This is a genomic window from Microbulbifer mixtoriginis (SeqCode) (genome assembly GCF_052466765.1).
The window spans coordinates 1,559,348-1,575,386 of sequence record NZ_CP174289.1 but is presented as its reverse complement, the minus strand read 5'-3'; the positions used below and the strand labels follow the sequence as shown (position 1 = coordinate 1,575,386).

Genomic DNA, 16,039 nt, shown 5'->3' with positions numbered 1-16,039 from the left:
TGTGTAAGAGTTTTGAAGGATTAGCACCAGCTAATGGAGTTTTTTGGGTTTGCGAAATTTTTTTATTTAATACTAAAGTTGTTTTGCAAAGCTGGCGGTCAGTAAGAAGTTGTAAAAATTATTATTGGCTACTGACCGTAATTGTCAATACATCGGTATATACAGGTTCCCCAGCCAGCTCCCAATCTGAGGGGGCAACTGAGATAGATACTCTGGCGTTATCACTAGTACAAGCTTCATCTGACTGTCTAGTAAATGACCCCGCGATATCACCCTGACTATTAGGGCTGTTGAACGTGTTGCTGTTTAACGTATTACTGAAGCCGACCGAATAGGTAATGTTTTCATTAACACCTCTAAGGGAAAAAGGCTGAAGCCCAGTTCCACCCGTACTTCCATTGCTGCTAGATAGATTTACGGTATAGCGGTCAAATCCAATGCCGCCAATACAGAAATCTTCCTGTCCTTCAATCGCCTGGCCGAAGGAAATACCCGAGTTACTGAGGTTAATATCCCCCAAGTTTCGAATTGAAATACGGGGCTCTACCTGCAAAACAATATCAAATTCTACTGTTTCGCTATCAACCAGAAAAATAAGGAAGTACTGCTCTAGGATGACTTGAAAACTACCGCTATAGCGATTGGAGGAGGGCGTTTTCGTATCGTCAATTTCCAAGGTTAAGGACGCGTTGACATCATTGCTACTACCATTAAAGGGGCCAGCGAGATTGTTCAGTGTGAGTAGCTGTGCATCACTATTGCTGGGGTTTAAAGTAAAGGAGATATCCAAAGTGTCGCCATTGTCGGCAGTTAGAGAGTAAGTGCTACCACTTAAAGGAGTGAGTTCCGCGTAGTAAGCTAGGGAGCGGCCACTGAATGCGCTGCGACTGCGCAAGGTGAAGGGAACTTCTTGGCTATTGGACTGGTAATTTAGGGTGTGTGTGCTGCCCAGATTACAGGTGCGCAAGCTGTCATTGCTGGAGCAGCTTTGTGCCTTGGCCGGATTATGACAATGTAAAAAAAGAACACCGAGCCAAAGGAGTTTCCCAATTAAGTGTTTAATGCTGTGCACTGGTCAACCTCGCAGTAGTTTCGATATGGCAGTTGGCCTTGGATTGTTCAATGCTGCCTAGATTCAACCAGCTATCCCCAGAAGACAGAATATTTATGGGAGCCTGACAGTGATCCCAAGTTAATGCTTGAGTAAGCAGGTTATTCTTGTTGGTATTTATGCTTAGTTGGAAAACGCCGTACCGATCGGTGGTGGTACTGTGCTCACCGATAAATAATGGGGTGTTAGGCAACCCCTCACCCATATCGGTTAGACGCCCCAAAATAAGCAGCTGTTGCTCTATCTGATAGGTTGTGGAATTAACATTACCGGGATATAGGGTGAAGGTTTTACTCTGTTCGCGGTAATCAAAGAAACCATTATCCAATGGGCGCAGGGACAGGTCATAACTCTGAAATGCAGGCAAGTTGATTACAGACCTATCACCGCCTTTGGCATAGCCGCGCCGGTTGCCATCAACTAATACTTCAAAATTCTGTTGGTCGCTGCCATCGATTTCAATAACTACAGCACTTTCCAGTGCGCGTTCACCACCCCAGGCGAAGGTATTTTCTGCAACAATTAGGTTGGTTCTGAAGCCACCCAGATAATTGAAAGCCTTGCTATGGTTAACGTTATTAAAGGTGAGAGTGCTGTTTAAATATCCGAAGTGGCCGGCGAGATGGCTGCTGCTCTCAAGATAACGGCCATGCCTGCTTTTTTCTGCAGTGATTTGTTGCTCAAATTCCGCTGCCCATAGATCCCTATCGTGCCAGCGACTCTCCAGGAGCAAGCGCTGTTCGTGATCGCTGTGATTACTGCGCTCACTGTTTATATTGGCGCTGTGCTGCCAGTGTTTGGCGCGGCGTCGGAGTTCTATCTCCAGGCCGGTATATTGCTGCCCGTCGGCCTTATGGTGTGAGAAAGTGGCACTGCCCAGCCACTTAGCACTTTGTAAGAAGTTGCGTTTGAAGGAGAGGCTGGTGAGCTTACTCGCATTATCTAATTTGTCGACTTGCTCTCCGGGCAACAACCGATATCCACTGTCCCGCTCACGCAAGCGAAGAGAGAGTTGCCCTCCCAGCAGATTACTCTGTAGAGCCAGGCTGCGCTGCGAGTAACCTAGTGGTAGCAGTTGCAGACCCTTGGTTTGATCAAAATCGGCAGCGTCATCCAGCCTGGCATCAATAGCACTCAGTGTGGCGAATGGGGTTTTCAACAGCGCCTGAACCCTGTGACCACTACGCCCATCCTTGTTAGTCACTATGCTCGGCGAAACTTCGAAGAAGCCACTTATCCAGCGGGCGCCAATCTCGTAAAGTTGTTGCTCGCGGGTTGAGGCTGCCGAGGCAAAGAACCCCAGATTGCCACTTAAGCGTCGAGCTATAGATCCCTGAGCCAGCACATCCTGGTAGCGCTCGGGTAGCGTCTGATAGTTACTGTAATTGTTCGCGGGTTGCCCGGCATAAAAATTCCAGGACCATTCCCCTGGGGCCGGTAGCAGGGAGTCTTTGGTAAAGAACTCTGAGTGGCTGTGCAGCGAGCGCCCCATTTCATCAAAAGTTCGCACCTCAATTTCGTAGGAACCATGCGGCAGGGTGCTGGTGTTTAGCAACCGGTTACCGGCCTCCAGCATTTCTGTGTGGATCAGCCGCTGATCCCGGTAAATTTCCACACGCCCGCGTACCGGCATATTGATTTCCAGTGGGCTGCCCTGCCGATATTTAATGTCTGTACGGCTGAGCTGGGAGCTGCGCATCTCTAACCCATACAGGCTGCTGTGGTTACCGAAATAGTGCCAGCCCCCTTGGGGTTGTAGTAAGCCAATCGAATAGGCTCTTCCACGATAATCCCTGGACCAATGTAGGGCACTAATCTGATTGTGCTGCGCAGTGGCAGCTGACCACTGGACGTGAAGGGCGCTCTCGCCAAAGCTGATAATGGTGTTGCCATTCAAAGTGGCGTTATGACTGTTTTCACCGAGATTACTCTCCACACCACTCCAGGCGCCACTGAGGTTTTGAACAATGGAAAATTCACTGGTGGAGGCCGGGAGATAGGGATCGCTGATGGCGGCTTCTTGTGGCAGTAACTTTGCGGAGAAAAATAAATCGAGCCGATAGCGGTTTTCATCGTAAATGACCGCCACCTGCTCAGGCGCTAGATAGCCACACTTTCGCTGCCAGCTTGAACGACAGAGATACTGTGAATTTCTGGGCAAAGGATCGGCCAACGCCGCTATTACGGTTTTTCTATCCAATAATTTAGGTAGAAGAGGGAGCAATTGCTCTGGCTCGTCGAATTGGATATGGGTGGGGTCAACAGTAATTGGCGCTGCGCCTATTTGGCGGCCGCCATAGTAGAGGTCTACCAATAACTGCTGTGGTTCGGTCAGTGAATCAAACCCTTCCGGTGCAGAGGTCTCCAGCAGAAAAGTGGCTGCTGTTGTTGCAAAGCTATCGGCGTGAATGGCCTGCGCCAGACAAAATGCCAGCGCATGCCATTGGTTAAGACGTCCTGCCATAAACTGCGATGGGTTTGGCTGGAAATCCTATCCGGCCACGCCACAAAATTATTCTGAGGCTACAGTGATCAGCAGCGTATCGGTGTAGCTGGTGCCATCCAGCACATCGTTGGTCTGCCAGGCGCTATTGGCAACAGTGATTTGGAATCTGGCATTGTCGGAACCACTGCAAGAAGCGGCGTTACGATCTAGTCCAGTTAGTGGCTCACCCTCATTAACCACAGTAAAGGGACCGTTAGTGCTGTTGTCGAAGCCGACGCTGTAGGGAACGTCTAGGCCGTTGCCGGAGAGGCTGAAAGCCGTATCGTTATTGCCATCATTGCTTTCAAAGGTAATGCTAAAGGTGGGAAAACCAAAACCGCCGATACAAAAGGCATCACTGGCAACGGCATCGGTCCCCAGGGCAGGGTCGGTAATTGTGATATCGCCGACATCGGCAATTACAATGCTCGGGTTAAAGGTAAGGGTGATATCACTACTGGCACTATTGGTGGCTGCCATGGTGGCGGCCGAAGCGCTGAAAAGCATGCCTGCTGCGAGAGCAGAGGCCAGTGAACGAACTACATTTTTGTGCATGGCGTATCTTCCTGAGCCGTTGGTTATCGTTCTGTGAAAAGCCGCTCGCGAAGATCCTGCACTTGTCAGGGGTAATGCGTTAGTCAAGCTATTCCATCTTTATGGCGGGGATCATACTTTTTTTGTGATTCAAGTCACGTCATTTACGGGTAATTTTCGATTTATGGCGCCTAAAAGATCTTATTAGCGACCAGCTTGTATCTGTGCCCGACGCGCGGCCAGCGCTATAATCCCGCGCCTTTAGAGTCCTTTATTTATCTTCAACCAGGTTTGTCATGACCGTAAGAACCCGAATCGCACCGTCTCCAACCGGTGATCCCCACGTTGGTACCGCCTATATCGCCCTGTTTAATCAGTGTTTTGCCCGCGCCCAGGGCGGCCAGTTTGTGTTGCGTATCGAAGATACTGACCAGCAGCGCAGCACCCCGGAATCCGAGCAGGCGATTCTCGATAGCCTGCGTTGGCTCGGATTGGACTGGCAGGAAGGTCCAGACGTAGGCGGCCCCCACGGCCCCTATCGGCAGAGTGAGCGAGGTGATATCTACAAAACTTACTGCGATGAACTGGTGCAGAAAGGCCATGCCTTCCACTGTTACCGCACCGCCGAAGAGCTGGAGCAGCTGCGCGAAGAACTGCGCGAAGCCGGCCGCACCTCACTGAAGCCCAGTGACCTGGCGCTGTCGGAAGAGGAAGTAGAGAAGCGTCGCGCCGCCGGAGCCCCCTATGTAGTGCGCATGAACGTACCGGAGAGCGGTACCTGTGTAGTGGAAGATCTGCTGCGAGGTACTATTGAGATCGACTGGGCCCAGGTCGATGCGCAGATTCTGCTCAAGTCCGATGGCATGCCCACTTACCACCTGGCCAACGTGGTGGATGATCACCTGATGGAGATCACTCATGTGCTGCGCGGTGAGGAATGGATTAACTCCGCACCCAAGCACAAGTTGCTATATGAATACTTCGGTTGGGAAATGCCGGTGCTCTGCCACCTGCCGCTACTGCGCAACCCGGATAAAACCAAGCTGTCCAAGCGCAAAAATCCCACTTCTATTCTTTATTATCAGCGCGCCGGTTTTATGCCCGAAGCTCTGCTCAATTATCTGGGCCGTATGGGCTGGTCCATGCCGGATGAGCGCGAGAAGTTTTCTCTGGAGGAAATGCTCGAACATTTCGATATCCACCGCGTTTCCCTGGGCGGTCCGGTGTTCGATGTAGAGAAACTGTCCTGGCTGAACGGCCTGTGGATTCGCGAGTTGGAAAATGAGCAGCTTGCCGACCGCCTTATGGACTGGATGTTTAACCGCGAGAACCTGCTCAAGGTACTGCCCCATGCCAAAGAGCGTATGGAGACCTTCGGCGATTTCGCACCGCTGGTGAGCTTCCTTGCCTCCGGTAAGCTGCCGCTCACCGAGGAGAGCTTCAGTGGCAATAAGTTGGAGCTGGATGAGCAGAAGAAATTGCTGCAATTCGCCCTGTGGCGTCTGGAAGCCCTGCGTGCCTGGGACCGCGACAGTATTTTCCAGGCGGTGAAGGCTCTATCCACGTCCATGGAGATTAAGCTCAAGGACTTCAACGCGCCCCTGTTTGTCGCCATCAGTGGCACCACCGCCTCCTTCTCTGTGATGGACGCCATGGTACTACTGGGCCCAGACCTCAGCCGCGCCCGCCTGCGCCAGGCCATCGACGCCCTGGGCGGCGCCGGGAAAAAAGTCCTCAAACGTTGGGAGAAAGAGTACGCCTCACTCTCCTAAGTACCCCACAGCCCCCGGCAGGGGGCTGTGCCGGCTAAGTTGCTAACTAATTGATTAAAAAGTTATTTTTTCTGTTGACAGGCGTCTAAACCTTGCTAAAATGCGCCTCGCTTTCAACGGAAACGTTAAGCAAAAAGGATTTGGGGCTATAGCTCAGCTGGGAGAGCGCAACACTGGCAGTGTTGAGGTCAGCGGTTCGATCCCGCTTAGCTCCACCAAATTTCCCTTGTATTTCAAGGGGTTGTAGAAGAAGAGAAATCAACTTCTGCAAGGTGCACACAAACTGCACATAAACCCGTACACAAACTTACGGGTGACAAAAAGGGCCTTGCAGGCCCTTTTTTTTCGTCTTGAATTTCCTCTTCTAAAACATCCTTACGATCAGCTGATTTAGGCCAGATTATATGGGATAGCAATGAATGGCTCGCCAGCTTGGCTCTACCCTTGATGGAACGAGCCTCATATCTGTTTGGCTTCTTTACCTGTTATCAAAGTTTATTCGATTGTTTTTTGCTTTATCGAATATAAGTGATACTTCAGACTGAAAAAATATCTTAAGTTTTTCGTGGGGGGTTCCAAAAAAGCTAAATAGCGGTGAGAATCCAGAAATAATATTAAGTTGCTCGCTGTGTAAGTGCACACTGGTACCAATTAAAAGAATATAAATTGTGTGCGTAGTTTTTCGCAGGGAAATTCATTCTTGGATATATAAAGAAAGTTTTTTGAGTTAACTGTTTGCTTTTAAGTTTGTGGTAAATCTGAAGTGAAGTTTTAAGGAGTAAAGCTTGTCAACAACAGCAATTAAAATTCAAAGTGAAGATGTAGCATGGCGCTATATAGAGGAGGCGCTAGAAGGGAAGTATGACAATGACGTTGTTGAGCTTGATTTCAACGAGTGGCCTTCATTTCATGTGAATGTTAAAGGCGACAGGTACGACTCTACTATTACTACTAGTATGATGAGGTCTCTTGTAGATCTTCAGGGGCACCTTAATAGAGTTTACGCAGAAATAATATATGGGAAGAGTGCGAAATCACTTACTGCTGAAGAAAGATCCTCCCTAGAAATTGTTTTTAAGGTTGAGAAAGGGAGTTCGAACGTTGTAGCAGATTTAAGTGGTTTTTTTGCAGAGTTAGGCAAAAATGCAATGGAAAAGATGACAGGAAAGCAAGTCGTTACGGTTGTGCTTGGCGCCGCAGCACTCTGGGCTAGCACTTCTGCATACGATCACTACTTAAAAGATAAACAAAAATCTGCCGAGGAGAAGAATCGGCATGAAATAACAGTGCAGCTTATTAAGCAGCAGCCTCGCCTGATGGAAATCCAAAATGCGAACGTTGCGGCGTACACAAATATTTTGAAAAGTGTGCCTGATGCTGATTTAGTTACAACTGATAAGGTCACGCTAAGAAAGGATGAAATAGAAAATATAACTAAACAGGAGCGACAATCAACTGAGTTGAAACGTATAGATGACCTGTACCTTATTTCATCGCTAAAAATAAAACAAGATAGTTATAAGATAGATGTGCTGAGAGTTTCGGATGGTAGAGTGGTGCCTACTGAGCTTTTTAAGGGGCATCTTAGTATGGATGAGATGGAAAATATCATGAGAGCCTTTACTAATGAAAAGCCCATTAGCTTGAATATTGTGGGGCGTGTTCGTGGTGAAGAAATTACATCTGCAAATATTGTTGGTGTTAATGATATGGCAAATGGCGAAGCAGTTGCACATGCAAATCTGACAAGTGAATCATCAGATATATAGCACGCTTTGTTAGGATTTATGGGCCCTTCGTGTCAACGATGGGCTCGTTAATTTATTTAATTTATAAAAAGCCCTTTTTTCAAAACTCCCTTCCGATAGCCTGCTCATCCAAATAGATACTAATCTCCTCATAATCAATACCATGTCCCGCTTGATAAGACTGCGTAACCCGCTCATCAGTATGCGCCATCAATTGCTGCACTGACTTCACGTCATACCCCATACGCTTAAAACGGTCTGAAGCAAGACTGCGTACTTCATGGAAGCTGGGTGGAGTGTGGTTTTTAGGTAAGCCGATGTAGAGTCCGGTAGCGTTGCGGACTTCAGTGAACATATCGCTCAGTCGGTCTGGGCTTACCTGGCAAACATGCTCTTTAGTTTTTCCAGTGCGCCGTTGCTTAGGTGTGTGGCTCAGTATGTAGGGGCAGCGGTAATTCCTTAGGCTGAGCTCTCTAGCGCGGTTAATGAGCTTGTTGAGTTGTTGGTGCGTTTTTAAGTTAAAACTTAAGTGGCTGGCGGCGAGGCTATCCCGTTGCGCTTCGGACTTATTGATTGTTTTGCGTAGGTGGTCGCCTTGCAAGTGTTTCTCAAAGTTTAGCTCGCAAATATCGGAGCGGCGCATAGTGGTTAGCATACTGATGCCCATGGCAACTTGTAGTGCTTCATAGCCCAGCTCCCCAGCTTTTTCATAGATGGTCCAGTAAGCTTCCAAGGTTAAGCGTTGACGTTTCTTGGTAGGCTTTCCTTTTTCCAGTAGACGCGGGCGATCATCGGCAGTAGTGAAAGGGTTACTCTCGAGCTTGTACAGTCCTTCAGCCATTAAGAAATTAAAGAATTTATTAAATTCCGAACGGCGTGCATGTTGCTGGTGATAGGTGAGGGATTCCCACCACTTGCGCAGATCAGCCAATTTGGCTTTGTGAATGGGGATCACTTCAAACTCTTCGCCAAATCGTTTGAGTGCGTTACAGCGATTGCGCCAGCTGGACTTATTGGATAGGCGTGGGTCATTTTCAACACGCCAATCTATATAGCGTGCAGCATGGTAGGCGAAACTCGCTCTGTCAGGGGCTTTTGCTGGCTTGCGCTCTACCTTCATACCGCGTTGAGCATTGGCTTGCTCGGCCATGCGAATAGCTTCTTCAAGCGATGCAGAGAAAACTTTATCCGTTAGATCGGGGCGACGATAGCGCCAATAGTTTTCCCGCCCGCGTGAATCTGGATATAGGTTATCGGGTAATAAAGTGTCACCCACCATACGGGGCTTTTTAGGTCTGGCCATTTCCTTGCTCGACTACTTCTATTTAATAGGGGTTAGCCTGCCAACAGGTCCATCCCGGTCTTGGGCTGACCATCGTTGGCGGCGGTATTCTGTGCTGGGGTTTTGCCGGTGTGGTCGCGGATGGCGAACCTGTCGGCATCCACATAGGGCTCCCCGGCGATGATCTGGCCGGGGATGTGCTCGGCCTCAATCCACTCCAAGATTTTCTCTTTGCCGGGGCGGGAGCCTTTTTCGAATTGCTCTCTAGCCCAGGCTGTTCCCTTCACCAGCTTACCCATTGGTCAGCCCTCCATGGTGCATCAGGGCAAAACCCTGGCCGTTGCGTGTGAGTGTGCCTGCCTGTTGCAGGGCGTCGAAAACGGGTTTAACGGTTCTGTATCCGCCGGTGATGCTGTTGCTGAGGTTGCGCAGCACTGGGCGGTTGCCGAATTCACCGGCGCAGATGCGTTGGGCCAGTTGTTGCTGTTCTTTGCTCAGGTGGCTGGTGTGTTCTGGCTGTTGTTCAGCTGTTTCGGGCTGCTGAAACGGTTGTGAAACGCGTTTACCAACCGTTGCAGCGGCGTTAAACGCGAGTAACGCGACCAGTCCCACTATGTCGGTAATGATGGCGAGCGCCAGGAAACTGATGTGCTGAAGCCGCGCGGGGTCTGTGTTTAGGGTGTTGGCGAGGCTGTTAAAGGCGCTGTGTGTGTTGGCGGTTTGGCCGATGGTGGATAACTTTTCTATCAGCTGGGTGCGCTCAGTCTCCAATGTGGATAACTGCGCTGCGGTATTAAGGGCGCGCTGGCGGTAGCCGTTGTTGGCGTCGGTGTTGATCAGGCCGTTTAGGCTGTTGATCTGCTGTTGCAGGCTGTTGAGCTGCTGTTGCAACGCTCGGTATTCCTGGCTGTTGCGGGCGCTACGTTGTTGCTGCTCTTCGCTGTGGGTGGCGAGGAATCCAACGGTGGCGACAATGCTGATCAGTACCAGCAGGGGCCAGAGGCAGAGCAGGGCATAGCCGCTCTTTTGCCCTTGGCTGCACAACCACAGGCCCAGTGGGGCAAAGCTGAATTTACACAGCTCCAGAGCCACCGCAGTGGCTCCGGCCACCAGCTGCCCGCCCAAACCTGCTGGCATGGATACCCATAGCTGCACGGTAAAAGCCAAGCTGGTGCCGCAGAAGATTAGGGCGGCGATGCCGGTGAGGGATTGCCAGAGCTTCACGCAGCCTCTCCAAGTTGATCGGCTGTGCGCAGCTTTAGTGCTTCTTTTACTACCTTAATGATTTTGCATAGGTAGTTAAATTCATGGTGATTCGTGGTGGGTAGAAACTCGTACCACTCTTGGCCGAAGATTTCACTGAGGGTGTCAAAGTTATCTTGCAGCTCGTACTCTTCGGTTATGTGCATTAAGTCCTCAGCGTCAGTCCATAGTTTTCTCGCTGATTCTTTATCTATGTTTTCCTGCCGGCGATCCTCCAAAATGGTCTTTTTGGCTTCGTCATAAAGCTTTGAGAAATGTGTAACCTGTCTTGGAAGGTGGTCTGGGTATAGTTTCCGGGCTAGATAATCCGTGCTAGCAGAAAGAAAAAAGCTCTCGATGGTGTGCTGCTCTCCCATACGCGGCCAGAAATGATTCCAAGCCTCACCGAAACAGGTGAGGGTGATTTGTCCTGAACCTGTGGCGGTGTTTTCAATAAGCACAGTGATGGAATCAAGGCCCGCTGGGTTAATAATTCGAAAAGCTGAAACTTCAATGTTCTTGGTTTTCATGCTGCTCTCCCTTTTTCCTGTTTGCGATTAGGCAGAATCTCCGCCTGCCAGCCGTGGTCTTTGTAGTGGTTGGGGTTGGCTTGGTTTTGGATATTGTCCAGCTCTGGGCGCACCAGTTCAGCCAGGTCATTCAGGCGAACGCCGTAGGCTTCGAACTCAGTGGAGTCGGTATAGTGTTCTCCCTTTGGGGCTTTGCACTCAACAAAAACTGTTACCAGCCAGTGGTGTTGCCAGTTGAGGATTTCGTGCTGCAGCTTCGCTCGGGCTATATCGCCAACGGCGCCACCTTGGCGTCGATAGCTGATAGCTAGGATGGGGTCGCCATCGGTATCCAGGCCGGTGCTGCTGCGAGCGGTGAGGACCAAGCCGGGCAGCCAGCGGTTTACCAGGCGGGCGTGTTGGGCCTGCTTGCTCATAGGTTTGCGGGGTTTGCGCTTGGCCATTCTCTATTCCTCAATATCCTCTACTCACTTAGCCCGCATTGGGCGGGCTTGAGTCAGTATTTGGTTTTCAGCAGGCCTGGGGCTGGGCGGTTTCGAATAACCCTGCTCGGCAGGTCTTATCCTTCCGTTCCTTTAGCTTTCTATCCACTACGCTGAAAATCTTTACGGTGTCTGTTTTCTTGTCGAATATCTGTATCCATCTAGTGAAAATATCGTTTTTGGCAATTTGTGTTGCCTCTTCAAAGGCTTCTTTTTCTGTGTGGTATGACTGCTTAAAATCTATTACGCCACCCATCTCAAGGTTGTAGGTGCCGTAAAATAAGGCGTATCGTTTCATTGGATCTTGGTCCTGTATTAGGGCCCAGTACCTGCGGCCCGGTTGGCTATTGTGGACAGTCCTAAGCTACGCGGCGAAATCACCGATATAAGTTTTCATTTGGGACTGAACCAGCACTGAGCTGAGGTGCGTCTGTAGCTCTCGGCCCATGGCTTCCTGTATGGCCTCTAGGCGTTTAATGCGAGCTGTAAGGCGTGGAGCGTCGCCACCAGTGAGGATGGATAGGCGCAAGTCAAAGCTGCGGGATTCCAAACCGTTGTAGGGGATACATTCAAATTTAAACCCGGCCGGGAGAACCTCTTCACTGCGGGCTTCGATATTTTCCAAGGCACTGCGGCTAGATTTAAAGTCATCAACGGAGTGATCCTCTTTGCGTGAGGATTCGATAGTGAGACGGCGCACGGCGGCAATGGCTTTGCTGGTGTTGATCGGCTCCCCATCGGCGGTATAGCAGAGGATGTTTTCGGCGTAATCCTCCATAAATTCCGCCATGGCTTTTTGTGAGCATCTATCGCCATTAAGTTGTAATAGCGCTCTATATTCAGCGGTTCTAATCAGGCGAAGTTTTGCAGAGAAGTCGGCGTGGCCGGGTTCTTGGGTGGTTCCCAAGTTGAAAATGGTTTGTGCGGTCATGCTTTCGGGATCGACAAAACATTTGGCGCTCTTATTACCGAAGTCCATGCAGTATTGCTCGAAATCTTCTAGCGATGTAGTTTCCATTTTCCCGCGATAGCGTGTGCGGCCCTGCTGATATTTTTCCAGATTTAGAATCTGGAAATCTTTTGGAGCTGCCATTGCTGGAGTGGAAAGCTTGGCCTGCTCAATCACAGACGCCAACTCTGCGGTAGTCTGTGATTCCTTAATTTCCTGAATTGCACTTCGATCCATAGTCATCGATAAATCCTTCTTTTCTTGATTGGGTTTGAAATGAGTTGAGTGTTTAAGGCTTAGCCGTTGCTTTTAAGTTTGGCGACGTTGCCTTTACTATCTTGGTCAAACAGTGGTGGCTGCTTCTCAGGGTAGAAACTCAGGGCGCCTTTGCTGCCGACATACATCGGGGTAGAAGTGGCATCATCCTGAACAATAGAGCCACGCATAGTTGGTTTTTTGAACTTGACGGTGTGTTCAATTTGAACCTGATCGCTATTCTGGATTTTGGACATTTTCAGGTTGATGTTTACCTCACCTTTTTTCTCGTGGTCGGTGACTGCACCGGCTACATCGCTGAGGGTGTGGGCTAGTTTCTCTAAAAATACTCCGCCGTCTAAGTCGGCGAAAAGCTGGGTGACGTTTGTGCTCATGGGATGCTCCAAGTTTTTTTAAAATTGGGCTCCATACCGGCAGCCCTAACGGTTACAGCTGACTGATGCGCCTGGGCGCGGTTAAATTTTTAGCTGGCTTTAGGTGCCGCATTTTGTTCAACGATGTCACGTATCCAGGCCATGCCTTTAGTGGTAACAAGTGCGGTGATGTGCTGCACTTTTACTGGTCCTACTTGATATTCACTTTCTTTTTGTTTTAAGAGTTTTTGTTCTAGAGCCCACTTTGTGGGTGAATTACGCATGGGTTCACGGCTGTATAAAAAGCCATTGTTGCGCAGAAGCTTCAGCAGATTATTCCTGCCCATTCCCAGCATTCGGGCGGCCTGGGTGACGGAATAGGGTTTTGTCTGGTTCACGCTGCCTCCTGTTTTTTTGGTTTTATTTGTGGGGTTTGAGCTTGTTGAGCTGCGAGTTTGCGCAGTTGATTTATTTGGATTTGTTGTAGCTGTACTGTGCGTACTAGCTCTTCGTAAAGTTCTAAAATCCGGCTAAATTCACTCATGGCTTAACCCCGTTGTTTTTTTGAACTTTCTTTCTCTGCCGATGGCGGGCTCCCAGTATCGACAGGGTTGGCAGCTCCAGCCGCGTAGTTTCAATTGCCCGTTAAATGCTGGTTCTGCGGGTTTCCCGCATTGGCGGCAAGGCATTTGCGGAAGCGGCTGGGTTTGGTTCACGCTGCTTCCTTCCTCTGTATTTCCAGGTGGTTCCATTCGCGGTAGAGGGCATTCAGTTTTTTATCGCCGTCTGCAATTACGCTTTGCGGTGCTCTGCCGTGGTAGCGCAGATTCATCACGTTGATTGCGTGTTCGTAGTTGTCGCCGTCCAGCAGGGAGAGGCTGGCAACGGGGACTGCGAAATCACTGCTATTCCAGGCTGAAAGCAAAACCTGTGCGGCTATTTCACTCGCGCCGGAGTATCCGTTGGCAACGCGGAGCAGGGTTTCCACGCTCTGGGTTGGGCTGAAAGTATTCATGCGGCATCACCTCCAAATGGTGGCCAGTTATTGTTTTGTGTTGGCCGTGCAAAAGTGGGTTTTGGCTGCACTAAACGGATGTTCGCTTTGTGGTCGGTGTTGGCGATATCGATGCGGCGTTTCAGCTGGTCGATATGGTTTTTGCTCATGGCCGTTGGATGTACAAACACGGTGGCGGTCATGCGATTCCCTCCCGGTTGTTTCGGATGCGAATGGTTCGAACTGTGGGGCGGCGCTGGAAGCGGGTGCGCAATTGGTCTTGTGCATCGGCACCGATGCCGCTGAGTACGCAGGTGAGCAGGGCGAATTGAATTAATCCGTGCTTTACCGCCTTGGCCACTGCGTCTGTGCTGTTGCGGGCGTGGAGTTTGTAAAAGCACTCCGCTAGCAGGTTGGTGACGTTCGTGACTGAGCACTGCATGGCCTGGGCGGTTTCGCGATTGGAAAGACCTCGGGCGCGATGGGTCAGTGCTTCGGCCTGGCGAGGTGCCAGTGGTCTGAGGTGTTTGGCGGTTTCCATTTGAGTGCCCTGTCCTTGGTTAGCAATTAAAGTAGCCGAAAGTTAACATGCCGGTCAATAGCCATAAGTTAATTTTTCACAGTTAATACCCTTGGTATGCTCGAAGAGCACTTATCACGGAGGATAAGAATGAAAAAGCTAAGTTGTGTGGTGGTAGGAGTTCTGCTGGTATTTGGCCTTAAGGGTTGTGCTGTAAAGAATGATGCGCCAGTGATAATTAGCGAATATTTCGCTATAGAGCATTTCTCTAGCAAGCAGGAAGTATTGAGTAAGGCAAGGCAGGCCTTGTTGAGAGATGGATTTAAGATTTTATCTAGTGATTTAGAGGCGGGTTATATCTCGACCTCCCTTAAAGATTGGAGGCTTTCGCCGGAGCAGGCCCATTGTGGTACGGCTAAAGGGATGGATTACTTGAATGACAATCACACCAAGACGGAAGTGGCTTTTAATGTGGTCGTTGATGATAAAGCTGTGATTGTTCGTTCAAACATCCAGGGAGAGTATATACCGGGAGAATTGGCTCAAAATCTTACTTTGAACTGTGTATCTCGCGGTGTTATAGAAGTTGAGATGGCTAAAAAAATACTGTTGTGATTCTTAGTATTAAAAAGCCCGTATTTGCGGGCTTTTTTTTATTCAGGGGTGTAAGAGCCAATAATAACGCCGCAAAAGGTTATGTCTTTGCCGGTCACATCCATCGGTGAGTAAGTTGGGTTGATCGGACGCAAGTAAATGTGGCCCATGTCTTCAGCATAAGTTTTGAAAGTTGCCTCTCCATTTATCTTGGCTATAACCCGGCATCCATTAGTAAGAGGTTTGTCGGGATCGACAAAAATGATTGTTCCCTCAGGGTAAGAACGCTGGCCTGGGTAAGGGCTAGTCATACTGTCGCCATTCACACGTAGTGCGTAGGCGCGGTCTGAGTGTGCAGCGGGGCAGGGCAGCCATGCTTCGGCTTCGCCGGGTTCTAGCAGATCTACCGCTTCACAAAAAGCGCCTGCTTGTACCCAGCTGATCAGGGGGATTCTCCCTTGAATTCTTGGTCCTTGTGTAACATTGCTTCCCTCCGTGTTACCTAGCAGTCCTGGACCTTTACCGGCCCCAGTGAGCAACCAATCCACTGACACCCCGAGAGTTTCTGCAATCCTTGTGGCGGTACTCATGCGCGGTAATTTTTCACCGTTCCGGTAGCTCCAAATAGTCACGGTGCTGACATCAAATAGGCGAGCTAGGGCCTCCTGCGTGTCTTCTACGCCGGCATGTGTAACGGCTTGTTTAAACCGCTTTGCAAAGTCAGGATGTTTCATATCGACATGTTAGCTACAAGTTAATTAATTAGCGGCTATTGATTTCAGGTAGCCGAAAGTTAATACTTTGGCTACTGACAGTAGGGAGAAGCCTAGATGACCCAGGACGTGATCAATTCAGCAATCGATGATGCGGTGAGGGTGGTTGGCTCTCAGGCCAAGCTAGCGCGGGCAATTGGGGTTACGCCGGTCTTTGTGTCTCAGATGCGTCGAGGGCTGAGAGCAGTGCCTCCAAAGTTATGCACAAAAATTGAGTTGGCTACTCAGCGGAAGGTATCTCGCGCCTGTTTGCGCCCTGATGTGTTTGGTTCGTTGGAGGGGCAAATAGATCAGCAAAGCATTCCAGAGGTTCGGGAGGCAAGTTAAGCCCGTGAGGGTTTGTCGGTGAAGCCAGAGTAACGATCATTGTCAAATCCCCATTTTATTGTCCTGC

21 protein-coding genes and 1 tRNA gene are annotated in these 16,039 nt (G+C 49.7%); 5 read left to right on the top strand and 17 right to left on the bottom strand.

Features of this window, described 5'->3' with window-relative positions; translation table 11 throughout:
• Positions 1–121: 121 nt before the first annotated feature.
• The 3 genes from ACJJIV_RS06920 to ACJJIV_RS06910 are packed head-to-tail and all read right to left on the bottom strand — an operon-like array spanning position 122 to position 4,151.
• Positions 122–1,072, bottom strand: coding sequence for a hypothetical protein (locus tag ACJJIV_RS06920; RefSeq protein ID WP_444891240.1), 951 nt, complete (start codon positions 1,070–1,072; stop codon positions 122–124).
• Entirely contained in the window at positions 1,059–3,575 is a 2,517-nt protein-coding gene (locus ACJJIV_RS06915; RefSeq protein ID WP_444891239.1) for a TcfC E-set like domain-containing protein, read from the bottom strand. The genes ACJJIV_RS06920 and ACJJIV_RS06915 overlap by 14 nt, the downstream gene beginning before the upstream one ends.
• 48 nt (positions 3,576–3,623) lie before the next feature.
• Positions 3,624–4,151, bottom strand: a complete 528-nt coding sequence (locus tag ACJJIV_RS06910; protein ID WP_252084710.1) for a hypothetical protein — start codon at positions 4,149–4,151, stop codon at positions 3,624–3,626.
• Between the two features lie 275 nt (positions 4,152–4,426).
• Here ACJJIV_RS06910 and gltX point away from each other — a divergent pair, with 275 nt between their 5' ends.
• The 3 genes from gltX to ACJJIV_RS06895 all read left to right on the top strand — a co-directional run bounded on the left by gltX (position 4,427) and on the right by ACJJIV_RS06895 (position 7,671).
• The gene (gltX, locus tag ACJJIV_RS06905) at positions 4,427–5,902 is read left to right on the top strand and encodes a glutamate--tRNA ligase (RefSeq protein WP_444891238.1); all 1,476 of its coding nucleotides are present in this window, start codon (positions 4,427–4,429) and stop codon (positions 5,900–5,902) included.
• A 142-nt stretch (positions 5,903–6,044) separates the two neighbouring features.
• Positions 6,045–6,120: transfer RNA gene (locus ACJJIV_RS06900), tRNA-Ala, on the top strand.
• A gap of 567 nt (positions 6,121–6,687) precedes the next feature.
• The gene (locus tag ACJJIV_RS06895) at positions 6,688–7,671 is read left to right on the top strand and encodes a hypothetical protein (protein ID WP_444891237.1); all 984 of its coding nucleotides are present in this window, start codon (positions 6,688–6,690) and stop codon (positions 7,669–7,671) included.
• Positions 7,672–7,750: 79 nt separating this feature from the next.
• Here the strand turns inward: ACJJIV_RS06895 and ACJJIV_RS06890 are convergent, their stop codons facing one another.
• The 13 genes from ACJJIV_RS06890 to ACJJIV_RS06830 all read right to left on the bottom strand — a co-directional run bounded on the left by ACJJIV_RS06890 (position 7,751) and on the right by ACJJIV_RS06830 (position 14,299).
• The gene (locus ACJJIV_RS06890) at positions 7,751–8,953 is read right to left on the bottom strand and encodes a tyrosine-type recombinase/integrase (RefSeq protein ID WP_444891236.1); all 1,203 of its coding nucleotides are present in this window, start codon (positions 8,951–8,953) and stop codon (positions 7,751–7,753) included.
• A 32-nt stretch (positions 8,954–8,985) separates the two neighbouring features.
• The gene (locus tag ACJJIV_RS06885) at positions 8,986–9,231 is read right to left on the bottom strand and encodes a hypothetical protein (protein WP_444891235.1); all 246 of its coding nucleotides are present in this window, start codon (positions 9,229–9,231) and stop codon (positions 8,986–8,988) included.
• A complete protein-coding gene (locus tag ACJJIV_RS06880) occupies positions 9,224–10,156 on the bottom strand; it encodes a hypothetical protein (protein WP_444891234.1) in 933 nt (310 codons plus the stop codon). Before ACJJIV_RS06880 ends, ACJJIV_RS06885 begins: the two co-directional genes overlap by 8 nt.
• Positions 10,153–10,704 carry a phiTE_072 family protein gene (locus ACJJIV_RS06875; RefSeq protein ID WP_444891233.1) on the bottom strand — a complete coding sequence of 184 codons (552 nt, stop codon included), beginning with the start codon at positions 10,702–10,704 and terminating at the stop codon, positions 10,153–10,155. Before ACJJIV_RS06875 ends, ACJJIV_RS06880 begins: the two co-directional genes overlap by 4 nt.
• Positions 10,701–11,147 (bottom strand): hypothetical protein, encoded by a 447-nt coding sequence (locus tag ACJJIV_RS06870; protein ID WP_444891232.1) that lies wholly within the window; start codon positions 11,145–11,147, stop codon positions 10,701–10,703. The genes ACJJIV_RS06875 and ACJJIV_RS06870 overlap by 4 nt, the downstream gene beginning before the upstream one ends.
• 67 nt (positions 11,148–11,214) lie before the next feature.
• On the bottom strand, positions 11,215–11,484 hold the full coding sequence (locus tag ACJJIV_RS06865; RefSeq protein ID WP_444891231.1) for a hypothetical protein: 270 nt from the start codon (positions 11,482–11,484) through the stop codon (positions 11,215–11,217).
• Positions 11,485–11,550: 66 nt separating this feature from the next.
• A complete protein-coding gene (locus ACJJIV_RS06860; RefSeq protein WP_444891230.1) occupies positions 11,551–12,378 on the bottom strand; it encodes a DUF2303 family protein in 828 nt (275 codons plus the stop codon).
• A 53-nt stretch (positions 12,379–12,431) separates the two neighbouring features.
• Positions 12,432–12,785, bottom strand: coding sequence for a YfdP family phage-associated protein (locus tag ACJJIV_RS06855; RefSeq protein WP_444885032.1), 354 nt, complete (start codon positions 12,783–12,785; stop codon positions 12,432–12,434).
• Between the two features lie 89 nt (positions 12,786–12,874).
• On the bottom strand, positions 12,875–13,162 hold the full coding sequence (locus ACJJIV_RS06850; protein ID WP_444885031.1) for a phage antirepressor KilAC domain-containing protein: 288 nt from the start codon (positions 13,160–13,162) through the stop codon (positions 12,875–12,877).
• Positions 13,159–13,308, bottom strand: coding sequence for a hypothetical protein (locus ACJJIV_RS06845; RefSeq protein ID WP_444891229.1), 150 nt, complete (start codon positions 13,306–13,308; stop codon positions 13,159–13,161). Before ACJJIV_RS06845 ends, ACJJIV_RS06850 begins: the two co-directional genes overlap by 4 nt.
• Before the next feature lie 168 nt (positions 13,309–13,476).
• A complete protein-coding gene (locus tag ACJJIV_RS06840; protein ID WP_444883504.1) occupies positions 13,477–13,779 on the bottom strand; it encodes a DUF7673 family protein in 303 nt (100 codons plus the stop codon).
• The gene (locus tag ACJJIV_RS06835) at positions 13,776–13,961 is read right to left on the bottom strand and encodes a hypothetical protein (RefSeq protein WP_152451300.1); all 186 of its coding nucleotides are present in this window, start codon (positions 13,959–13,961) and stop codon (positions 13,776–13,778) included. The genes ACJJIV_RS06840 and ACJJIV_RS06835 overlap by 4 nt, the downstream gene beginning before the upstream one ends.
• Positions 13,958–14,299 carry a response regulator transcription factor gene (locus ACJJIV_RS06830; protein ID WP_444891228.1) on the bottom strand — a complete coding sequence of 114 codons (342 nt, stop codon included), beginning with the start codon at positions 14,297–14,299 and terminating at the stop codon, positions 13,958–13,960. Before ACJJIV_RS06830 ends, ACJJIV_RS06835 begins: the two co-directional genes overlap by 4 nt.
• Positions 14,300–14,428: 129 nt before the next feature.
• On the opposite strand from ACJJIV_RS06830, the gene ACJJIV_RS06825 reads away from it, so the two are divergent.
• Entirely contained in the window at positions 14,429–14,893 is a 465-nt protein-coding gene (locus ACJJIV_RS06825) for a hypothetical protein (RefSeq protein WP_444891227.1), read from the top strand.
• 38 nt (positions 14,894–14,931) lie between these two features.
• Here the strand turns inward: ACJJIV_RS06825 and ACJJIV_RS06820 are convergent, their stop codons facing one another.
• On the bottom strand, positions 14,932–15,606 hold the full coding sequence (locus ACJJIV_RS06820) for a LexA family protein (RefSeq protein ID WP_444891226.1): 675 nt from the start codon (positions 15,604–15,606) through the stop codon (positions 14,932–14,934).
• 96 nt (positions 15,607–15,702) lie between these two features.
• On the opposite strand from ACJJIV_RS06820, the gene ACJJIV_RS06815 reads away from it, so the two are divergent.
• A complete protein-coding gene (locus ACJJIV_RS06815) occupies positions 15,703–15,972 on the top strand; it encodes a transcriptional regulator (protein WP_444890024.1) in 270 nt (89 codons plus the stop codon).
• The last annotated feature ends 67 nt before the right edge of the window (positions 15,973–16,039 follow it).

What these genes read in the sequence shown, in the direction of transcription:
- ACJJIV_RS06915 (WP_444891239.1), bottom strand. Translation starts at nt 3,575, where the DNA reads ATGGCAGGACGTCTTAACCAATGGCATGCGCTGGCATTTTGTCTGGCG.
- ACJJIV_RS06910 (WP_252084710.1), bottom strand. Translation starts at nt 4,151, where the DNA reads ATGCACAAAAATGTAGTTCGTTCACTGGCCTCTGCTCTCGCAGCAGGC.
- gltX (WP_444891238.1), top strand. Translation starts at nt 4,427, where the DNA reads ATGACCGTAAGAACCCGAATCGCACCGTCTCCAACCGGTGATCCCCAC.
- ACJJIV_RS06890 (WP_444891236.1), bottom strand. Translation starts at nt 8,953, where the DNA reads ATGGCCAGACCTAAAAAGCCCCGTATGGTGGGTGACACTTTATTACCC.
- ACJJIV_RS06885 (WP_444891235.1), bottom strand. Translation starts at nt 9,231, where the DNA reads ATGGGTAAGCTGGTGAAGGGAACAGCCTGGGCTAGAGAGCAATTCGAA.
- ACJJIV_RS06875 (WP_444891233.1), bottom strand. Translation starts at nt 10,704, where the DNA reads ATGAAAACCAAGAACATTGAAGTTTCAGCTTTTCGAATTATTAACCCA.
- ACJJIV_RS06870 (WP_444891232.1), bottom strand. Translation starts at nt 11,147, where the DNA reads ATGGCCAAGCGCAAACCCCGCAAACCTATGAGCAAGCAGGCCCAACAC.
- ACJJIV_RS06865 (WP_444891231.1), bottom strand. Translation starts at nt 11,484, where the DNA reads ATGAAACGATACGCCTTATTTTACGGCACCTACAACCTTGAGATGGGT.
- ACJJIV_RS06860 (WP_444891230.1), bottom strand. Translation starts at nt 12,378, where the DNA reads ATGACTATGGATCGAAGTGCAATTCAGGAAATTAAGGAATCACAGACT.
- ACJJIV_RS06855 (WP_444885032.1), bottom strand. Translation starts at nt 12,785, where the DNA reads ATGAGCACAAACGTCACCCAGCTTTTCGCCGACTTAGACGGCGGAGTA.
- ACJJIV_RS06845 (WP_444891229.1), bottom strand. Translation starts at nt 13,308, where the DNA reads ATGAGTGAATTTAGCCGGATTTTAGAACTTTACGAAGAGCTAGTACGC.
- ACJJIV_RS06840 (WP_444883504.1), bottom strand. Translation starts at nt 13,779, where the DNA reads ATGAATACTTTCAGCCCAACCCAGAGCGTGGAAACCCTGCTCCGCGTT.
- ACJJIV_RS06835 (WP_152451300.1), bottom strand. Translation starts at nt 13,961, where the DNA reads ATGACCGCCACCGTGTTTGTACATCCAACGGCCATGAGCAAAAACCAT.
- ACJJIV_RS06830 (WP_444891228.1), bottom strand. Translation starts at nt 14,299, where the DNA reads ATGGAAACCGCCAAACACCTCAGACCACTGGCACCTCGCCAGGCCGAA.
- ACJJIV_RS06825 (WP_444891227.1), top strand. Translation starts at nt 14,429, where the DNA reads ATGAAAAAGCTAAGTTGTGTGGTGGTAGGAGTTCTGCTGGTATTTGGC.
- ACJJIV_RS06820 (WP_444891226.1), bottom strand. Translation starts at nt 15,606, where the DNA reads ATGAAACATCCTGACTTTGCAAAGCGGTTTAAACAAGCCGTTACACAT.
- ACJJIV_RS06815 (WP_444890024.1), top strand. Translation starts at nt 15,703, where the DNA reads ATGACCCAGGACGTGATCAATTCAGCAATCGATGATGCGGTGAGGGTG.